The organism is Bacteroides sp. 4_1_36, from assembly GCF_003466325.1.
GTDB lineage: Bacteria > Bacteroidota > Bacteroidia > Bacteroidales > Bacteroidaceae > Bacteroides > Bacteroides uniformis.
The window spans coordinates 1-18,814 of record NZ_QSOX01000029.1; the positions used below are offsets into that span (position 1 = coordinate 1).

General features: G+C 47.2%; 17 protein-coding genes, 2 tRNA genes and 1 pseudogene. 10 read left to right on the forward strand and 10 right to left on the reverse strand.

Annotation, left to right across the window (positions count from 1 at the left end; genetic code table 11):
- The 6 genes and pseudogenes from DXD65_RS19145 to DXD65_RS19170 form a co-directional block, all read right to left on the reverse strand.
- A pseudogene (locus tag DXD65_RS19145) lies at positions 1–756 on the reverse strand (AraC family ligand binding domain-containing protein); the annotation flags it as partial.
- Positions 757–878: 122 nt separating this feature from the next.
- A complete protein-coding gene (fucO, locus tag DXD65_RS19150; RefSeq protein ID WP_008662885.1) occupies positions 879–2,033 on the reverse strand; it encodes a lactaldehyde reductase in 1,155 nt (384 codons plus the stop codon).
- Positions 2,034–2,058: 25 nt separating this feature from the next.
- Positions 2,059–2,868: a rhamnulose-1-phosphate aldolase gene (gene rhaD / locus DXD65_RS19155; protein WP_005825102.1), complete on the reverse strand. Its 810-nt coding sequence runs from the start codon at positions 2,866–2,868 to the stop codon at positions 2,059–2,061.
- A 47-nt stretch (positions 2,869–2,915) separates the two neighbouring features.
- Positions 2,916–3,926 (reverse strand): L-rhamnose/proton symporter RhaT, encoded by a 1,011-nt coding sequence (locus DXD65_RS19160; protein WP_005825105.1) that lies wholly within the window; start codon positions 3,924–3,926, stop codon positions 2,916–2,918.
- 22 nt (positions 3,927–3,948) lie between these two features.
- Entirely contained in the window at positions 3,949–5,202 is a 1,254-nt protein-coding gene (locus DXD65_RS19165; protein WP_009037783.1) for an L-rhamnose isomerase, read from the reverse strand.
- Between the two features lie 41 nt (positions 5,203–5,243).
- On the reverse strand, positions 5,244–6,716 hold the full coding sequence (locus DXD65_RS19170) for a rhamnulokinase (RefSeq protein ID WP_005825109.1): 1,473 nt from the start codon (positions 6,714–6,716) through the stop codon (positions 5,244–5,246).
- Between the two features lie 314 nt (positions 6,717–7,030).
- Between DXD65_RS19170 and argR the strand changes: the two genes are divergently transcribed.
- From argR to DXD65_RS19220, 10 genes are all read left to right on the forward strand, one after another.
- Positions 7,031–7,504 (forward strand): arginine repressor, encoded by a 474-nt coding sequence (gene argR / locus DXD65_RS19175; RefSeq protein ID WP_005825113.1) that lies wholly within the window; start codon positions 7,031–7,033, stop codon positions 7,502–7,504.
- A gap of 35 nt (positions 7,505–7,539) precedes the next feature.
- Positions 7,540–8,097, forward strand: coding sequence for a GNAT family N-acetyltransferase (locus DXD65_RS19180; protein WP_005825115.1), 558 nt, complete (start codon positions 7,540–7,542; stop codon positions 8,095–8,097).
- Between the two features lie 13 nt (positions 8,098–8,110).
- Positions 8,111–9,316 carry an argininosuccinate synthase gene (locus tag DXD65_RS19185; protein ID WP_005825117.1) on the forward strand — a complete coding sequence of 402 codons (1,206 nt, stop codon included), beginning with the start codon at positions 8,111–8,113 and terminating at the stop codon, positions 9,314–9,316.
- The gene (locus DXD65_RS19190; RefSeq protein WP_005825120.1) at positions 9,317–9,535 is read left to right on the forward strand and encodes a PspC domain-containing protein; all 219 of its coding nucleotides are present in this window, start codon (positions 9,317–9,319) and stop codon (positions 9,533–9,535) included. It begins immediately after the preceding gene.
- Positions 9,528–10,496 (forward strand): N-acetyl-gamma-glutamyl-phosphate reductase, encoded by a 969-nt coding sequence (gene argC, locus DXD65_RS19195; RefSeq protein WP_005825122.1) that lies wholly within the window; start codon positions 9,528–9,530, stop codon positions 10,494–10,496. Before DXD65_RS19190 ends, argC begins: the two co-directional genes overlap by 8 nt.
- 5 nt (positions 10,497–10,501) lie before the next feature.
- Positions 10,502–11,623: an aspartate aminotransferase family protein gene (locus DXD65_RS19200; protein WP_005825124.1), complete on the forward strand. Its 1,122-nt coding sequence runs from the start codon at positions 10,502–10,504 to the stop codon at positions 11,621–11,623.
- Between the two features lie 129 nt (positions 11,624–11,752).
- Entirely contained in the window at positions 11,753–12,526 is a 774-nt protein-coding gene (proC, locus tag DXD65_RS19205; protein ID WP_005834777.1) for a pyrroline-5-carboxylate reductase, read from the forward strand.
- A gap of 121 nt (positions 12,527–12,647) precedes the next feature.
- On the forward strand, positions 12,648–13,202 hold the full coding sequence (locus tag DXD65_RS19210) for a helix-turn-helix domain-containing protein (RefSeq protein WP_005825132.1): 555 nt from the start codon (positions 12,648–12,650) through the stop codon (positions 13,200–13,202).
- 7 nt (positions 13,203–13,209) lie between these two features.
- Positions 13,210–14,865 (forward strand): AMP-binding protein, encoded by a 1,656-nt coding sequence (locus DXD65_RS19215; RefSeq protein ID WP_057281362.1) that lies wholly within the window; start codon positions 13,210–13,212, stop codon positions 14,863–14,865.
- Positions 14,866–15,084: 219 nt separating this feature from the next.
- On the forward strand, positions 15,085–16,335 hold the full coding sequence (locus tag DXD65_RS19220; protein ID WP_035457578.1) for an acyloxyacyl hydrolase: 1,251 nt from the start codon (positions 15,085–15,087) through the stop codon (positions 16,333–16,335).
- Positions 16,336–16,684: 349 nt separating this feature from the next.
- Here DXD65_RS19220 and DXD65_RS19225 read toward each other — a convergent pair.
- The 4 genes from DXD65_RS19225 to DXD65_RS19240 form a co-directional block, all read right to left on the reverse strand.
- Positions 16,685–16,768, reverse strand: a tRNA-Leu gene (locus DXD65_RS19225).
- 20 nt (positions 16,769–16,788) lie between these two features.
- Positions 16,789–16,861, reverse strand: a tRNA-Gly gene (locus tag DXD65_RS19230).
- A gap of 102 nt (positions 16,862–16,963) precedes the next feature.
- The gene (argH, locus tag DXD65_RS19235; protein WP_057281363.1) at positions 16,964–18,304 is read right to left on the reverse strand and encodes an argininosuccinate lyase; all 1,341 of its coding nucleotides are present in this window, start codon (positions 18,302–18,304) and stop codon (positions 16,964–16,966) included.
- A gap of 28 nt (positions 18,305–18,332) precedes the next feature.
- Positions 18,333–18,743, reverse strand: coding sequence for an SRPBCC family protein (locus DXD65_RS19240; RefSeq protein ID WP_009037778.1), 411 nt, complete (start codon positions 18,741–18,743; stop codon positions 18,333–18,335).
- Positions 18,744–18,814 lie beyond the last annotated feature (71 nt).

Below are 18,814 nucleotides of genomic sequence, written 5' to 3' on the forward strand. Positions count from 1 at the left end.
GAATTTGGAGACAAAGATAATAATTTATAAATTTACCCCTCAGGTTTTTACATTGACCCTTAAATACTTTGCGAAACCAAGAATAACTGATATTCAACTTCATTGCCAGTTCTTCCGGGTCAACATCCTTGAATACATTCTCGTTCATGATGATTTTAGCCTGCTCTATTTTCTGATCGACATCACCCACTTCGAAAATCTTGTTTTTAGAGATGGACAATATCATCCCTATCATATGTAGCACAATACCGGCAAGATATTGCTGGGAAGAAATCTTATCAGCTTCCGCAATTTCCAAAGCGCGAGAGAAAAGTGAAACGAGCTCTTCATTCAACCCCACCTCCAACACTTGATTCTCTTTCGATAGAAAACCACCTTTCACCATATCATCAATCACAGCTCCCTCGAAACCAATATAATATTCATTCCAACCCGTCTGCACATAAGGATAATATGTATGCCACTGACCAGGAAACAGCACCATCAGTCGTCCTTTGCACACTTGCTTCTCTGGCGTGGTCTCCGAGGAGCCCCCCCCCTCCCTTTAGTAATATAGACCAACTGGTACTCGCGCAGAATCCGTCCTTTCTGCGCATTGAAAAAATAACCGGTAGGATGATCCTTCAACGGATAAGGAGAATTAGGCTGGATAGACTGAAAGCCCACAGTATTTACCCAAAGACCATATTTCTGGTCCATGTCATTTACAATAAGGTACTTAAACTCTACTCCTAAATCATTATAATTTTTAGTCATAACACGTGCCTTCCATAATAGCTCCGGAACAAAAATAGAGATTATTTATGAAAAATCCCGTCCGCAGCGAATATTATTCATCACGGACGGGAATAGACATGTAACCTAAAATAGCGCTTGCCTTAAAAAGCTTTATGATACAGAGCTTCTATATCTTCCACAGATGTAGGTCTCGGATTGCCACCGGTGCAGACATCATTAAAAGCATCGATAGCCAATTGATGCAAATCCTCTTCCCTAACATTGATTTCACGCAACCGCTGTGGAATGCCAATACTTAAAGACAATTTCCGGACAGCAGCAATAGCAGCACATATACCTTCTTCCACGCTCATACCTTCCGTATTGACTCCCATCGCCTTCGCAATATGGACATATTTAGGAGCAGCCGGGGACGCTGCATTATACTCCATTACGTAAGGAAGAAGCAATGCGTTGGCCACCCCATGCGGAGTGTCATAATGGGCACCCAAAGGATGGGCCATGGAATGAACGATGCCCAGACCGACATTGCTGAACCCCATACCGGCAATGTATTGCGCTTGAGACATGGCCTCGCGGGCAACCGGATCGCTGCCATTGTCTACGGCAGCTTTCAAATGGACAGCAATCATTTCAATGGCTTTCAGTTCGAACATATCCGACATAGCCCATGCACCCGGCGTTATATAGCTTTCTATGGCATGAGTCAGTGCATCCATACCGGTTGCAGCAGTCAATCCTTTCGGCATGGAATACATCAGCTCCGGGTCAACAATAGCTACTGCCGGAATATCATTAGGGTCTACACAAACCATCTTTTTTTTGACCTCTTCGTCAATGATAACATAATTGATGGTCACCTCAGCAGCAGTTCCCGCCGTAGTAGGTAAAGCAAAAGTAGGGACAGCCTTTTGACGAGTATCCGCCACACCTTCCAGAGACTTCACATCTGCAAAATCCGGATTATTCACAACAATACCAATACCTTTTGCCGTATCAATAGAAGAGCCGCCACCCAAAGCCACGATAAAATCGGCACCGGATGCCTTGAAAGCAGCCACACCATTCTGTACATTGGTAATGGTAGGATTGGCCTTCACATCACTGAAGAGCTCATAAGGTATACTGTTCTTCTCGAAAACTTCAATCACTTTATCAGCCACCTTGAAACGGATCAAATCTCTGTCCGTTACAAAGAAAGCCTTTTTGAAACCTCTGCGGGCAGCCTCCACGGCAATCGTTTCGCGACAGCCGGCACCGAAATAAGAGGTCTCATTCAATATCATTCTATACATAATTACACACTATCTGTTAAAACAATTATTTGGGCAAATTAAACGCTACGGACATTTCCTTCATTTGAAGCTGGCTCATACCATCCGGTTCAAAACCCATATTTTTGGCAGCGATATAAATAAGGGCGGATTTATTGAGTACATCCACCTGGTCGAAAGCAGCCATCACATCCACATCCACAGCAAACACACCATGTTTCTCCCACATCACTACATCATAGTCATCCAGTTCGCGGATGGTAGCCTCAGCCAATTCTACCGAACTGGGAAGTTGATAAGGGATGATACCCAAACCGCGGGGACAGAAAGCCTTTGTTTCCGGTATCATACTCCAAAGCAGGTTCGAAGCTACATCTTTTTCCAGAAACTTCTTGTTGTGAGTCATGGCTACCAGCTCAATAGGATGCGTATGCACCGAAGCTTTATAGGGAGAACCTTTCGCTATCAGATTGTTGTGTACACTAAGATGGGAAGGAAGTTCCGATGTAGGCTGTACAGACTGGTCGGCTATAATGACATAGCTGGCACAGTCATCCAAAATGCGGATGACCGAACCGTTCTCCATCGGCCAACGGGCCAAATCGCGCATACGCTTGTTGGTGCCTTTGCAATAAAAATAGCAGTCTTTCAAATAAGGTAAAGTAGCACCGATTGATTTCACCTCACTAATGGCGGGCATAGCCTTGATTTCATCGTCTACAAACTCAGTGATGTTGACCGTAATATTGCCCCCATTACGTTCTGCCCAACCTTTCTGCCAGAGATAACCAGCCACCTCAGCCACCTTATTAACTTCCGCAGCCAGCGCCGGACGATTTTCTAGAATTGATTTCATATATGCAGATATATTTTAGTTTTATATTCAAAGATAGGTATTTAAACTTACCCCAGCAACTGTGGCAGGAAAGAAGAAATTATCAAGACTGCCAAGCCTATGACAAGCACTGTAATTGTCTTGGGTGTACACCCTTTCCATTCCTTCAAAAGGATACCCCAAACATTGGAGAACGTTACGTTCAACGACATCAGGATGCACCACGAGAATGTGAGCAATACCGGAGAGGCAGCAAGGAATCCCTTACCCAAGCTAAGACCAAAGAACTGGCTGTACCACAACACACCGGCCAAAGCACAAAACAAGACATTGTTTACATAAAGGGATTTCTTGCCATAATCGCCCCAACTTTTGTTCCTGGAATTCTGATAGAAACAATAGACGGCATTCGTAATGAAACCACCCAGTGTCACCATCAATGTAGCAGGCAGTGTCTTGAATATATCCGCACTTTCAGCAAAACAGAGTTTCTCTCCAAAACCCAATCCTATACTGAAACACGCACTCATAAATCCGGCAAGAAGGGCTACAATAATACCTTTAGTAAAATTGAAATCCTTTACGGCCTTCTTCTTCTCTTCTTCGCTCAGGCTGGCAGACTTCATGCTACCGGCCAGACCGATAATGCCAATACCTACCAACGTGACCACTACACCAACAATAACCGATGTTGTCAAATCTCCTGCCTTACCAGTAAATACCGGAGTCAATATCGTTCCCAATCCGGCACAAGTACCCAAAGCGATAGACTGCCCAAGAGCTACGCCCAAATAGCGCATAGACAAACCAAACGTCAGTCCCCCCACTCCCCATAAAGCTCCGAAGAACATAGTCCAAAGCGTATCCGCAGGATTGTTTGCATAAATCTCGAACAGCGAATTGCCGGCAGGTACTGCCAGCAACGCGCCCAAGAACGGAAAAACCAGCCAAGCGAAAACACCTTGTACAATCCAATACGACTCCCAGCTCCACTCCTTGATGCGGTTAATGGGTACATAGCAACTGGATTGGCAGAATGCTCCGATGGCAATAATCAATAACCCTAATATTATTTCCATTTCTGTCAGTTACAAGGGTTTCCTATCCTCTTTTAGAGGTTACATTAGCTTCATACTTCTCTATTTCAGCGATGAACTCCTCACCTACCGGAACATTGTTTTTCAGACAGAACATGTCCCAAACAGCGTTCCAAGGCAAAGCCTTAGCCTCTTCGAGCAGAGCAAGGCGCTGGAAACCTTGACCGGTGGCCTCATATTCGCGAAGCTTTGCCAATGGTTCTAGTAACGCACGCAACATGCATTTCTGCGCCGCACGGGTACCGATTACATAAGCACCGATACGGTTGATGGAAGCATCAAAATAATCAAGACCAATGTGTACACGGTCCAGTGCATCGCAACGGACAATTTCTTGGAAAAGTTCAAGAGTGGGGTCATCCATGATAGTTACATGGTCAGAATCCCAACGTACCGGACGGCTTACGTGGAGCATCAGCTCAGGGACAAAGAGCAACATGGAAGACACCTTGTCTGCAGCACTTTCCGTAGGATGGAAGTGCCCGGTATCAATAGTAATAAGTTTCTGATGCTGTACACTATAGCCCATACAGAATTCATTGGAGCCTACTGTATAACTCTCTAAACCTATGCCAAACACCTTCGATTCAAGGCAGTCCTTCATATGCTTGTATTCCGTAGCAAAAATACGGTCGAGAGAATCTTTGAAAAGCACACGATACTTCATACGGTTTACAGTGATATCCTTGCTACCATCATGCACCCAAAGATTCATGATGCAGGGATCTCCCTGGCGGCGCCCCATTTCTTCGGCAATGGCACGACAACGTTTAGTATGTTCGACCCAAAAGTCACGGATACCTTGGTCCGGATGAGCCAGAGAAAGATTACCGCTCTTCGGATGAGAGAAAGAAGTGGAATTAAAATCCAATTTTATACCATTCTCGGCTGCCCATTGCATCCAGCTTTCGAAATGTTTCACCTCTACCTGATCGCGATCTACGAAGGTACCGCCAAAGTCACCGTAAATCTCATGCAAATTCAAACGGTGCTTACCGGGGATATAAGAAGCAGCTTTCAAAATATCGGAACGCAGTTCTTCCATATTACGGGCTTTACCGGGATAGTTTCCTGTTGTCTGGATACCACCGGTCAATGAGCCGGCAGATTCGAATCCCTGAACATCATCGGCCTGCCAACAATGCATGGAGATAGACACTTTCTGAAGTTGCTCCATTACTTTTTCTACATCCAATCCGAGAGCTGCGTAACGCTCTTTAGCAATTTCATACGCTTTGTTTATCAATTCTTCTTTCATGATACGTGATTTGATTATGAGTTATAAGTTATTGGTAATCATTATCCATTATAATTAGTCATCGTCAATTGCTTGAAGTGCAGGTAAGCGGTATTCCAATCCTCCATATCCTGCGGATAGAAAGTCTTTAATGGTATGGAACGGTTGATGAGCTGTCTCATGGAAGCAATGTCTCTAGCTGCTCCGGCAGCCAATGCCTGAACCATAACGTTACCGATAGCAGTAGCTTCGGAAGGTCCGGCAATCACGGGAATACCGACAGCATTGGCTGTCCACTGGTTAAGCAGTTCGTTACGGCTACCGCCACCGATAACATGTAAAGCCTCCACCGGACGTGGTGAAAGATTTCGCAGGCTATCCAGCACCTGACGGTATCTCAAAGCAAGACTCTCAAAGATACAGCGTACTATCTGTCCATGTGTCATGGGAATAGGCTGACGATAATCGGAACAATAGGTCTTGATGGCTTGCTCCATATTCGCCGGATTGGTAAACAAAGCATCATCCGGATTAATTAGACTACGGAATGGTTCACAAGTACCAGCCTCAACGATGAGTTCAGAATAAGGGATTTCCCCCCATTCGGTACGGCAACGTTCAAGCAGCCACATACCACAAATATTTTTTAACAAACGAATGGTTCCTTCCACACCGCCTTCATTCGTAAAATTCAAGGATTCTGTTTCAGCAGTAATGACTGGAGCATCCGTCTCCACTCCCATCAGAGACCAAGTACCACTACTTAGATAAGCAAAATTACGGTCCATGGCAGGTACGGCAGCAACAGCAGAAGCCGTATCATGCCCGGCAACAGCTATCACGGGGACAGCGCCAAGTCCGGTTATTCGTTGTACTTCCTCCGTCAAGCCCCCTATTTTTTCACCAGGATAGACAAAACGCCCGAAATGAGCTTGTGTCAGTCCAATCTCCTGCAGCAAGGCATCCTCCAGCCTGCAGGTATTGGCATTTACCAACTGTGCCGTACTGGCAATAGTATACTCCGTTACCATCTGACCGGTCAACATATAGCTCAAAGCATCAGGCATAAACAGCAATTTATCTGCAGCTGCCAATGCACTGTCATGATTACGGCGTAATGTATCAAGTTGGAACAAGGAGTTGAAATTCATCACCTGAATCCCCGTCCATCCATACACATGGCTACGAGGTATACGTGTGAAGAACGCTTCCGGAGCACCCACCGTATGAGGGTCACGATAGGAATACGGCTGGCGAAGAAATCCCCCATCCTTACCTACACAGACAAAATCTACTCCCCAAGTGTCGATACCGATGGAAGTTATTTCTACACCTTTACGGGCGGCAATCCTTAGCCCTTCAATAATATGACGGTAAAGTTCATAAATATCCCAGTAAAAATGTCTGCCAGCTTCAATCAGATGATTTGGGAAACGGTTTACTTCTTCCATTTCCAAACCATTCGAAGTAAAAGTTCCCAGAATTGTGCGACCACTGGTAGCCCCCAAGTCGACCGCAAAAAAGCATTGTTTCATGGTAATTAGTTTTAGTTGCTATTCAACGATACAAAAATAGGAGATTATCCCCCTACTTTTTGTACAGTTTTTGATTGAAAGGGTGTCAGATTTGACAATTGCATATCTATTCTATATTATATCAACATTTACCAAAGACATACGGAAACAATCTCCAATAACGTAAAAGAACAAACAAGACTCCAACAAAGAGAACAAAAACAACATATACAGTACACCCGATGTATAAAAAGAATAAAAAAGCTCTCCTTTTTGCATATTCTTTCCGAAATAATCCCTAATTTTGCACTACTCTTAGAATAATTATACAGAAAATGAAGAAAAAAGCCAATCGGTTAGACGCCATCAAGATGATTATCTCAAGCAAAGACGTCAGTTCTCAGGAAGAACTGTTGCAAGCTTTGAGCAAGGAAGGCTTTGAACTGACACAAGCCACCTTGTCACGCGACTTGAAACAGCTGAAAGTAGCGAAAGCAGCGAACATGAACGGTAAATACGTATATGTGCTGCCCAACAACATCATGTATAAACGTTCGAACGACCAGAGTGCAAGTGAGATGTTGATGACAAGCGGATTCGTTTCACTTCAATTTTCGGGCAATATTGCCGTCATCCGTACCCGGCCCGGATATGCCAGCAGCATGGCCTACGACATCGACAACCGGGAGTGTCCCGCCATTCTGGGTACCATTGCCGGAGATGACACCATCATGCTGGTGGTGCACGAAGCGGCGTCACATGACGAGGTACGCAGCTTCCTATCGCAAATCATCCCGAACATTAAATGATAGATAACAACAAAAAATAAGAAATTAAATAAGAAATGGATTCGAAACAAATTGATGTGATGGTGGCTGACGCCTCACATGAAGTTTACGTGGACAAGATTTTGGATACCATCCGGGAAGCTGCCAAGGTACGCGGAACGGGCATCGCAGAACGCACACACGAATACGTAGCTACTAAGATGAAAGAAGGAAAGGCCATCATAGCCTTGTGTGGAGACGATTTTGCCGGTTTCACCTACATAGAGAGCTGGGGCAACAAGCAATATGTAGCAACCTCCGGTCTGATAGTACACCCCAAATACCGGGGACTGGGACTGGCAAAACGTATCAAGACCGCCTCTTTCCGCCTGGCACGCCTACGTTGGCCCAATGCCAAAGTTTTCAGTCTCACCAGTGGAGCTGCCGTCATGAAAATGAATACCGAGCTGGGATATGTGCCCGTCACCTTCAACGAACTGACCGATGACGAATCGTTCTGGAAAGGTTGCGAAGGCTGTATAAACCATGATATATTGGTAGCTAAGAACCGTAAATTCTGCATTTGCACAGCAATGCTTTACGACCCGAAGCTGCACGAAGAGGATAAAATATAAAAATACTAAGGATATGGAAAAGAAGAAGAAAGTAGTAGTCGCATTCAGCGGAGGTTTGGATACCTCGTTTACGGTGATGTATCTTACCAAAGAAAAAGGGTACGAAGTATATGCAGCTTGTGCCAATACGGGCGGTTTCAGTGCTGAACAGTTGAAGACAAACGAAGAAAATGCCTACAAGCTGGGCGCCAAAGAATACGTCACCCTCGACGTGACGCAGGAATACTATGAGAAAAGCTTGAAATACATGGTATTCGGCAATGTTTTGCGTAACGGCACCTATCCTATCTCTGTAAGTTCCGAACGTATCTTCCAAGCATTGGCCATTGCACGCTATGCCAACGAAATCGGCGCGGATGCCATCGCCCACGGTTCTACAGGTGCGGGTAACGACCAGATTCGTTTCGACATGACTTTCCTCGTCATGGCTCCGGGCGTGGAAATCATCACGCTGACACGCGACATGGCACTGAGCCGTCAGGAAGAGATTGATTATCTGAACAAACACGGCTTTGCCGCCGACTTCACCAAACTAAAATATTCCTATAACGTAGGTTTGTGGGGCACTTCCATTTGTGGTGGCGAGATTCTGGATTCCGCGCAAGGGTTGCCCGAAAGCGCCTATCTGAAACACTGCACCAAAGAGGGCAGCGAGCAGTTGCGCCTCACTTTTGAAAAAGGTGAGCTGAAAGCCGTGAACGACGAGACATTCGACGACCCCATCAAAGCCATCCAGAAGGTAGAAGAGATTGGTGCGGCATACGGTATCGGACGCGACATGCACGTAGGCGACACGATTATCGGTATCAAAGGCCGCGTAGGTTTCGAAGCTGCCGCACCTATGCTGATTATCGGAGCACACAAGTTCCTCGAGAAGTACACTTTGAGCAAATGGCAGCAATACTGGAAGGACCAGGTAGCCAACTGGTATGGCATGTTCCTGCACGAAAGCCAATATCTGGAACCAGTAATGCGCGACATCGAAGCCATGCTGGAATCCTCGCAACGCAACGTAAACGGTACGGCTATCCTCGAACTTCACCCGCTCTGCTTTTCTACCGTAGGTGTAGAAAGCAAAGATGACCTTGTGAAAAACAAGTTTGGCGAATACGGTGAGATGCAGAAAGGATGGACGGCAGAAGATGCCAAGGGCTTCATCAAAGTAACCTCCACAGCACTGCGTGCTTATTATTCAAATCATAAAGACGAGAAAATCTAAATGACCGGCAGGAAGCAAAAACTGACACGTCCCCGGACTGGAAGGATGCTTTCAGGCGTATGTGCAGGACTGGCAAACTTTTTCGGACTCGATGTCTCATTGGTGCGTATCGTTTATACGTTCGCCACGATCTTTACTGCATTTGCAGGCATACCCATATACATTATAATGCTAATTGTTATACCACAAGAACCAAATAGATATTATCGAAATGATTAAAGTAGGAATCATCGGCGGAGCCGGATACACGGCAGGCGAACTGATACGTTTGCTGCTCAACCATCCGGAAGCGGAAATCGTTTTCATAAACAGCTCAAGCAACGCCGGCAACAAAATTACCGACGTACACGAAGGACTGTACGGCGAAACAGACTTGGTATTTACCGACCAGCTCCCGCTGGAAGAAATCGACGTACTCTTTTTCTGTACGGCACATGGTGACACGAAGAAGTTCCTCGAAAGCCACAACGTGCCCGAGGAACTGAGAATCATCGACCTCTCCATGGACTACCGCATAGCCTCTCCCGAACACGACTTCATCTACGGCCTGCCGGAGCTGAACCGCCGTGCCACCTGCAAAGCGAAGCACGTAGCCAATCCGGGCTGCTTTGCCACCTGCATACAGCTGGGCCTGCTGCCGCTCGCCAAACATCTGATGCTGAACGATGATATCATGGTGAACGCCATTACCGGAAGTACCGGCGCCGGTGTGAAACCGGGCGCCACGAGCCACTTCAGCTGGCGCAACAACAACATGAGCGTCTACAAAGCTTTCGAGCACCAGCATGTGCCCGAAATCAAGCAATCGCTCAAACAGCTGCAGAACAGCTTTGATGCGGACATTGACTTCATCCCCTACCGCGGCGACTTCCCGCGCGGCATCTTCACCACCATTGTGGTGAAGACCAAAGTGGCCCTGGAAGAAATCGTCCGCATGTATGAAGAATATTACGCCAAAGATTCCTTTACCCACATCGTGGAGAAGAATATCGACCTGAAGCAAGTGGTAAACACCAACAAGTGCCTCATCCATCTGGAGAAGCATGGCGACAAACTGCTTATCATTTCCTGCATTGATAACCTCCTGAAAGGCGCCAGCGGACAAGCTGTCCATAACATGAATTTAATGTTTAACCTGGAAGAGACCGTAGGATTACGGTTGAAACCTTCTGCATTCTAAAAAAAATGAATTTATTCGACGTATACCCTCTCTTTGACATCAACATCGTCAAAGGAAAAGGCTGCCATGTATGGGACGAGAACGGTACCGAATACCTCGACCTCTACGGTGGCCATGCAGTCATCTCAATCGGACATGCACATCCACATTATGTAGAGATGGTGAGTAACCAAGTTGCTACGTTAGGATTCTACTCAAACTCAGTAATTAACAAGCTGCAACAGCAAGTGGCAGAACGCTTGGGAAAAGTCTGTGGCTATGACGACTACTCATTCTTCCTCATCAACAGCGGTGCCGAAGCCAATGAAAACGCCTTGAAACTCGCCTCTTTCTACAATGGCCGTACCCGTGTGATATCCTTCTCAAAAGCATTCCACGGACGTACCTCACTGGCGGTGGAAGTAACGAACAATCCTAAAATCATCGCTCCCATCAACAACTGCGGGCACGTCACCTACCTCCCGTTGAACGACATCGAAGCCATGAAGGCCGAATTGTCCAAAGGAGATGTCTGCGCAGTGATTATCGAAGGCATACAAGGTGTAGGCGGCATCCAACTGCCGACAGACGAATTCATGCAGGCTCTCCGCCAGACTTGTACGGAACACAACACGGTCTTGATTCTCGATGAAATCCAAAGCGGCTACGGACGCAGCGGCAAGTTCTTCGCCCATCAGTACAACGGCATCAAAGCCGACATCATCACCGTGGCAAAAGGCATCGGCAATGGTTTCCCGATGGCAGGCGTACTCATCAGCCCAATGTTTACACCAGTATACGGGCAACTTGGAACCACTTTCGGCGGAAACCACCTGGCTTGCAGTGCCGCCCTTGCCGTGCTGGATGTGATAGAGCAGGAAAACCTGATAGAGAATGCAGCCCAAGTCGGCAACTTCCTGATAACGGAACTAAAGAAATTCCCTCAAATCAAGGACGTTCGCGGACGCGGACTCATGATAGGGCTGGAATTTGAAGAACCCATCAAGGAACTGCGCCTAAGACTACTGAAAGAGCAGCATGTATTCACCGGTGTAAGCGGTACGAATGTACTTCGCCTGCTGCCGCCTCTGTGCCTCGGCATGGATGAAGCAAAGGAATTCTTGGAACGCTTCAAGAAAGTACTTTAATATTTGACACAAATAATCAGCCAGCAAAAGAAACGACCGAAAAGCAGAATACCTTTCTCTCTCGGTCGTTTTTTGTAGAAAATTTATCTACCTTTGCCAGCAAAACAACTCTTTTAACAACAAAAAGATATGAAAACAGCAATTATCGGTGCAGGAAATATGGGGGGAGCCATTGCCCGAGGGCTGGCAAAAGGAACAATCATCCCTGCCGGTAACATCATTGTCTCCAACCCCACCCAGGGCAAGCTGGACAAGCTGAAGGCAGAATTCCCCGCATTGCAAGTGACCAATGACAACCAGGAAGCGGCAGCCGGTGCAGATATGATAATCTTTGCCGTGAAGCCATGGCTGATGGAGCCAGTGATAAAGGAACTGGAACTAAAAGGCACAGAGATTCTTATATCCGTTGCAGCCGGCATTCCTTTTGAAGAGCTGACACACTATGTAGCAGACAAAGAAATGACCATGTTCCGTCTTATTCCCAATACCGCCATCAGCGAGATGGAAAGCATGACACTCATCGCCAGCCGCAATGCCACCAAGGAGCAGGAGCAACTGATGCTGGACATTTTCAACCAGATGGGACTCGCCATGCTCATTCCCGAAGAAAAGATTGCGGCAACCACTGCCATGACTTCCTGCGGCATCGCCTACGTGCTTAAGTATATCCAGGCAGCCATGCAGGCCGGCGTTGAAATGGGTATCTATCCCAAAGACGGCATGCGCATGGTGGCACAATCCGTGAAAGGGGCAGCCGAGCTGATTCTGAACAACGACACGCACCCCAGTGTTGAGATTGACAAGGTGTGTACCCCCGGAGGAATTACCATCAAGGGAATCAACGAGCTGGAACATGAAGGATTCACCTCCACTGTGATTAAAGCCATCAAAGCGAGTAAATGATATTTAATGTGCTAATGTAACGATGTCCCGATATGCCTATGAGCTACGGTATAATTAAACATTGTGCAGCCTATTGGCACATTGCCACACTTTAATAACAACCCATTAAAAAAATATAATTATGGACGAACAAATCAGACAAATAGCCGAACGCCTGCGCGGACTGCGTGACGTATTGGAACTGACTGCCGACGATATCGCCCGCGACTGCGACATCTCTGCAGAAGAGTACCGTCTGGCCGAAACCGGAGAATTCGACATCTCGGTCAGCATGCTGCAGAAGATAGCACGGCACTACGGCATATCACTGGACGCACTGATGTTTGGGCAAGAGCCCAAAATGAGCTCCTACTTCCTGACACGTGCCGGAAAAGGAACCAGTATAGAACGTACCAAGGCATATAAATACCAATCGCTGGCAGCCGGTTTCATCAACCGCACGGCAGACCCGTTCATCGTGACCGTAGAACCGAAACCGGACAGCGAGCCGATACATTACAACAGCCATACCGGTCAGGAGTTCAACCTCGTACTGGAAGGCCGTATGATGGTCAGCATCGACGGCAAAGACTTAATCTTAAACGAAGGAGACAGTCTATACTTCAACTCCAAACTGCCGCACGGCATGAAGGCGCTTGACGGAAAGACTGTAAAATTCCTGGCAGTAATCATGTAATAAAGTTATGGTAGAAAGATTTTTATCTCAAACATCCTTCACCTCACAGGAGGACTTCATCAAGAACTTGAAGATAAACGTACCGGAGAATTTCAACTTCGGCTACGACGTAGTGGATGCCTGGGCAGCCGAGCAGCCCGACAAACCCGCACTGTTGTGGACCAATGACCAGGGCGAATGCCGGCAGTTTACCTTTGCCGACATGAAACGGTACACAGACATGACGGCTTCCTATTTCCAAAGCCTCGGCATCGGGCACGGAGACATGGTGATGCTGATACTGAAACGCCGTTATGAATTCTGGTTCAGCATTGTGGCACTGCACAAACTCGGTGCAGTGGTGATTCCCGCCACCCACCTGCTGACGAAGAAAGACATCGTATACCGCTGCAACGCCGCAGACATTAAAATGATAGTCTGTGCCGGCGAAAGCGTCATCACCGACCATATCACGGCAGCTATGCCAGAGTCTCCTTCTGTGAAACGCCTCGTAAGCGTCGGGCCGGAAGCTCCCGAAGGATTCGAAGACTTCCACAAAGGTATCGAGGCCGCCGCTCCTTTCGTGAAACCGGAACATCCGAACACGAACGATGACATCTCCCTGATGTACTTCACCAGCGGTACTACCGGAGAGCCCAAAATGGTGGCCCACGACTTCACCTATCCGTTGGGACATATCGTCACCGGCAGCTTCTGGCACAACCTGAAAGAGAGCAGCCTACACCTCACCATTGCCGACACCGGTTGGGGAAAAGCCGTGTGGGGCAAGCTCTACGGACAATGGATTGCCGGTGCCAACGTATTTGTATACGACCACGAGAAGTTCACTCCCGCAGCCATACTGGAGAAGATACAGGATTATCACGTCACGTCGCTTTGTGCACCGCCCACCATCTTCCGGTTCCTCATTCACGAAGACCTTACGAAGTACGACCTATCCAGCCTGGAATACTGCACCATCGCCGGAGAAGCCTTGAACCCCGCTGTATTCGAGACCTTCAAGAAACTGACGGGCATCAAGTTGATGGAGGGTTTCGGACAGACCGAAACGACCCTCACCGTCGCCACCATGCCCTGGATGGAACCGAAACCCGGCAGCATGGGATTGCCCAATCCGCAATACGACGTAGACCTGATAGACAACGACGGCCGTTCTGTGGAAGCCGGTGAACAGGGACAGATTGTAATCCGTACCGACAAAGGCAAACCGCTGGGATTGTTCAAGGAATACTACCGTGATGCCAACCGCACCCACGAGGCATGGAACAACGGCATTTACTACACGGGAGATGTAGCCTGGAAGGACGAAGACGGCTACCTCTGGTTCGTGGGTCGCGCCGACGACGTCATCAAAAGTAGCGGCTACCGCATCGGCCCGTTCGAAGTGGAAAGTGCATTGATGACCCACCCAGCCGTAGTAGAATGTGCCATTACCGGTGTGCCCGATGAAATCCGCGGCCAAGTGGTAAAAGCTACGATTGTGTTGGCAAAAGAGTACAAGGCACGCGCCGGAGAAGAGCTTGTCAAGGAGTTGCAGAACCATGTGAAGAAAGTGACGGCTCCCTACAAATACCCGCGTGTCATCGAATTTGTTGATGAGCTCCCCAAAACCATCAGCGGGAAAATCCGCCGTGTGGAAATCCGGGAGAACGACCGGAAATAACACTCGCCACCCAGCATCTGAATCATAAGACAACATCCGGGTAAATGAATAAGGAAGGGGTAAAACCGAAGTCTGCCATTCTATTGACGATTTCAGTTTTACCCCCTCTTTTTACAAATAGTTGTCTCATTGTGAATACCAAAAGGAGAAAAAAACTATATTTGCACGAAATTAAACTTCACTTGGAACATTTATAAACAAGAAAGACCGACACGGCATATGAAAAATAGAATGCAGATATGGAAAATACTGGCTTTCTTAGGAGCGGTACTTTTCTTGTCTGATACAATATACGCCCAACAATGGACATCCGATAGTCATTCGGAATACAAACGGGATACACTCCCTTTCTCACAGCGCTTCATCCACAGATTAGGCGTAGAAGGGCGTGCTGGCTATATTTTTCAGACCAACCCTTTTCTGGAGTACTCCAACCACCAATACAAGGCCATGAAAAATGCCTATGCCGGCCATCTGAAATACTCCTTCCAGCTCCGTCCCCACACCGTTGCCGACCAGGCTTATATAGGAGCCTATCAAGGGATTGGAGTCGGCTATTTCAACTTCGGCAATCCGGAAGAGCTGGGCAACCCGCTGGCGGTCTATCTGTTTCAAGGGGGACGCATCGCCCAATTCAGCCCCCGCATATCCTTGAACTATGAATGGAACTTCGGCGCATCGTTCGGCTGGAAACCCTACGATGAATATGACAACCCGGAGAACCAGATTATCGGCTCGAAAGTGAATGCCTATCTCAATGTGAACCTCTACTTAAAGTGGGCACTCTCCCCCAAGTTCGACTTGATGATAGGAGCTACCGGAAGCCACTTTTCCAACGGAAACACCCAATATCCCAACTCCGGTCTGAACACGGTGGACTGCAAAGTGGGACTGGTATATAACTTTAACCGCAGAGCGGATGAACTCGCCCAATCATGGCAACGCCCTATTGTTCCTCCATTCCCCCGCCACGTCAGCTACGACTTGACTTTGTTCGGCTCCTGGCGAAAGAAAGCAGTGGCCCATGAGGGCAGTAGTGGCCAGGTACCCGCACCCGGCACTTACAACGTGTTCGGTTTCAGCTTTGCACCCATGTACAACTTCGGCTATAAATTCCGCGCCGGTGTGGCGTTGGACGGCGTATACGACCACAGTGCGAACATGAAAGAATCGTACGAGGAAGAGAACGGCTTCTATACTCCGCCCGCCAAGAAACAGATGGCATTGGGCTTATCCGCCCGCGGAGAATTTGTCATGCCTTACTTCACGGTAGGTATCGGTCTGGGAGCCAATGTTCTGCACGGCGGCGGTGACATGAAGTCTTTCTATCAGATTCTTGCCCTGAAAATAGACGTAACACGCAATTCGTATCTCCATATAGGATATAACCTCCGGGAATTTCATGAGCCCAATTATCTGATGTTGGGTATCGGCTATCGGTTCAATAACAAACGCCCCAAGCTGTTCTGAACAATAAAGAGGAGGCTATTTATATAGATTCTTTTATTTCATCTGCAAGCACATATTAGTAAGTGCCACGCGCATATCATCTACTATAGTATTATAGTTAGTTTGTTAGTTCACAGCGATGAACACTTTGTTCAAGTATAGAGAAACAGTTTGTTCCAATAAGGAAAAACAGTTTGTTTTCATATGATGAAACGAAATGTTTTGTTAAGGGAAACAAAGTGTTCGCCATAATGAAACAACTTGTTCTATTAAGGGAAACACTTTGTTCGCTATAGAGAAACGGTCTTTCATATCAAGAGCTTATAAAGAAAAAGCTCTGCAAATCAATGATTCACAGAGCTTAATCGAGTACTCGAAGCGGGACTTGAACCCGCACAGCCGCAATGGCCAAAGGATTTTAAGTCCTTCGTGTCTACCATTCCACCATTCGAGCATCCTAAAAAGGGAAAAGAGAGCGGAAAACGAGACTCGAACTCGCGACCCTAACCTTGGCAAGGTTATGCTCTACCAACTGAGCTATTTCCGCATTTGGAGAACGGGTGCAAAGATAAACAGTTTTCCCGTTTCTGCCAAATTTTTTTTTATAAAAGTACAGTACTCGCAGCGGGACTTGAACCCGCAGAACCTTTTACCTGCCCAGCAACTCTTTCTCTGCAGCTTGCATGGTCTCAAAATTGAAACCATCTACCACTTTCCGCATCAGGGCAGAGACTTCATCGTTGCAAAGGTTTCCGATACTGCCTTCATGGGTATGATGTACCTCTTTGCTGTGCGAGAAGTTTCCGGCTTCAATATCCAGTCCCACCTTCTTGTAGGCATCGCGGAAAGGCATCCCTTCACGTGCCAAGCGGTTGACTTCCTCCACACTGAAAATAAGCAGATACTTGTCATCATCAAGAATATGTTCGTTCACCTTGATTTCATTCATAATGTAAGTCGTCATCTGCAGACAGTCTTTCAGTTCCTGAAAAGCAGGCAGGAAGACCTCTTTGATAATCTGCAAGTCACGGAAATAGCCGGAAGGAAGATTGTTGGCTATCATCATAATCTGCTGGGGAAGGGATTGCAGTTTGTTGCACTTGGCACGCGTCAGTTCAAAGACGTCCGGGTTCTTCTTGTGAGGCATGATGCTGGAGCCGGTAGTGCAATCGTCCGGCAGCTTCACAAAACCGAAGTTCTGACTGTTGAACATACATGCGTCAAAAGCCAATTTCGATATGGTTCCGGCCACACTGGCAAGGGCGAAAGCAACATTACGCTCCATCTTGCCACGCCCCATCTGGGCATACACTACGTTGTAGTTGAGGGAATCAAATCCCAAAAGACGGGTAGTCATCGTACGGTTCAGCGGGAACGAGGAACCGTATCCCGCAGCAGAACCCAAAGGATTGCGGTTGCACATCTTGAAAGCTGCCTGAAGGAACATCATATCGTCCACCAGGCTCTCGGCGTATGCCCCAAACCAAAGTCCGAAAGAAGACGGCATGGCTATCTGCAAGTGTGTATAACCCGGCATCAGTACATCCTTGTAGCGTTCGCTCTGCATAACCAGCACATGGAACAATTGCTCCACAGCTTCCGCCACCTCCTTTATCTCTGCACGGGTAAAGAGCTTCAAATCGAGCAACACCTGGTCGTTGCGCGAACGTCCGCTGTGTATTTTCTTACCTATATCACCCAAGTTGCGCGTCAGCATAAGTTCCACTTGTGAGTGAACGTCTTCCACTCCCTCTTCTATCACAAATTCTCCACGCTCGGCCATCGCATAGATTTCCTTCAATTCGGCCAGCAATTGCCGCAGTTCTTCCTTCGTCAACAAGCCAATGCTTTCGAGCATCGTGATGTGCGCCATGGAACCCAGCACATCGTGCTTTGCCAAATAAAGGTCCATTTCACGGTCACGGCCTACCGTGAAGCGTTCGATATCCTTATTTACCTGAACGGATTTTTCCCAAAGTTTCTGAGCCACGTTGTTTCTAATGATTAATGGTTAGTGATTAATATTGTATCATCGCCAACATATCTGCCATCTTCTCCAATCCTTCCTGCAAGGGTTTCTGCACCATGGTCTTCATAAACGGATTTATATCCATGCCGATGGTCAGTTTCATTTTGCATTCGGTTTCGGTGGTGGGTACAATCTGTATCCACAGATTGAAGGGTAGCGGTGAAGTGGTTGTTGCAAACTTGATACACTTGCAAGGTTCCTTCTCCACAATCTGCAACGTAATCTTTCCCACGGGGGCCACCTCTATCGTCATGCTCTCCGCGTCAAAACTCAAGTTCTTCACTTTGTCTTCAGGCAGACGGTCTTTCACCTTCTCCAGATTGCTCAGGTCGGAAAGCTTTTCATAAACAGCTTCTTGTGAAGCCGGTACAACTTTCACTCCACTCTCAAATTTCGTCATAATCAATCGTATTCAAAAAGAAAAAAGAACTATCCGGACAGAATCTATCCGAATGGCTCTTTTATCCATAT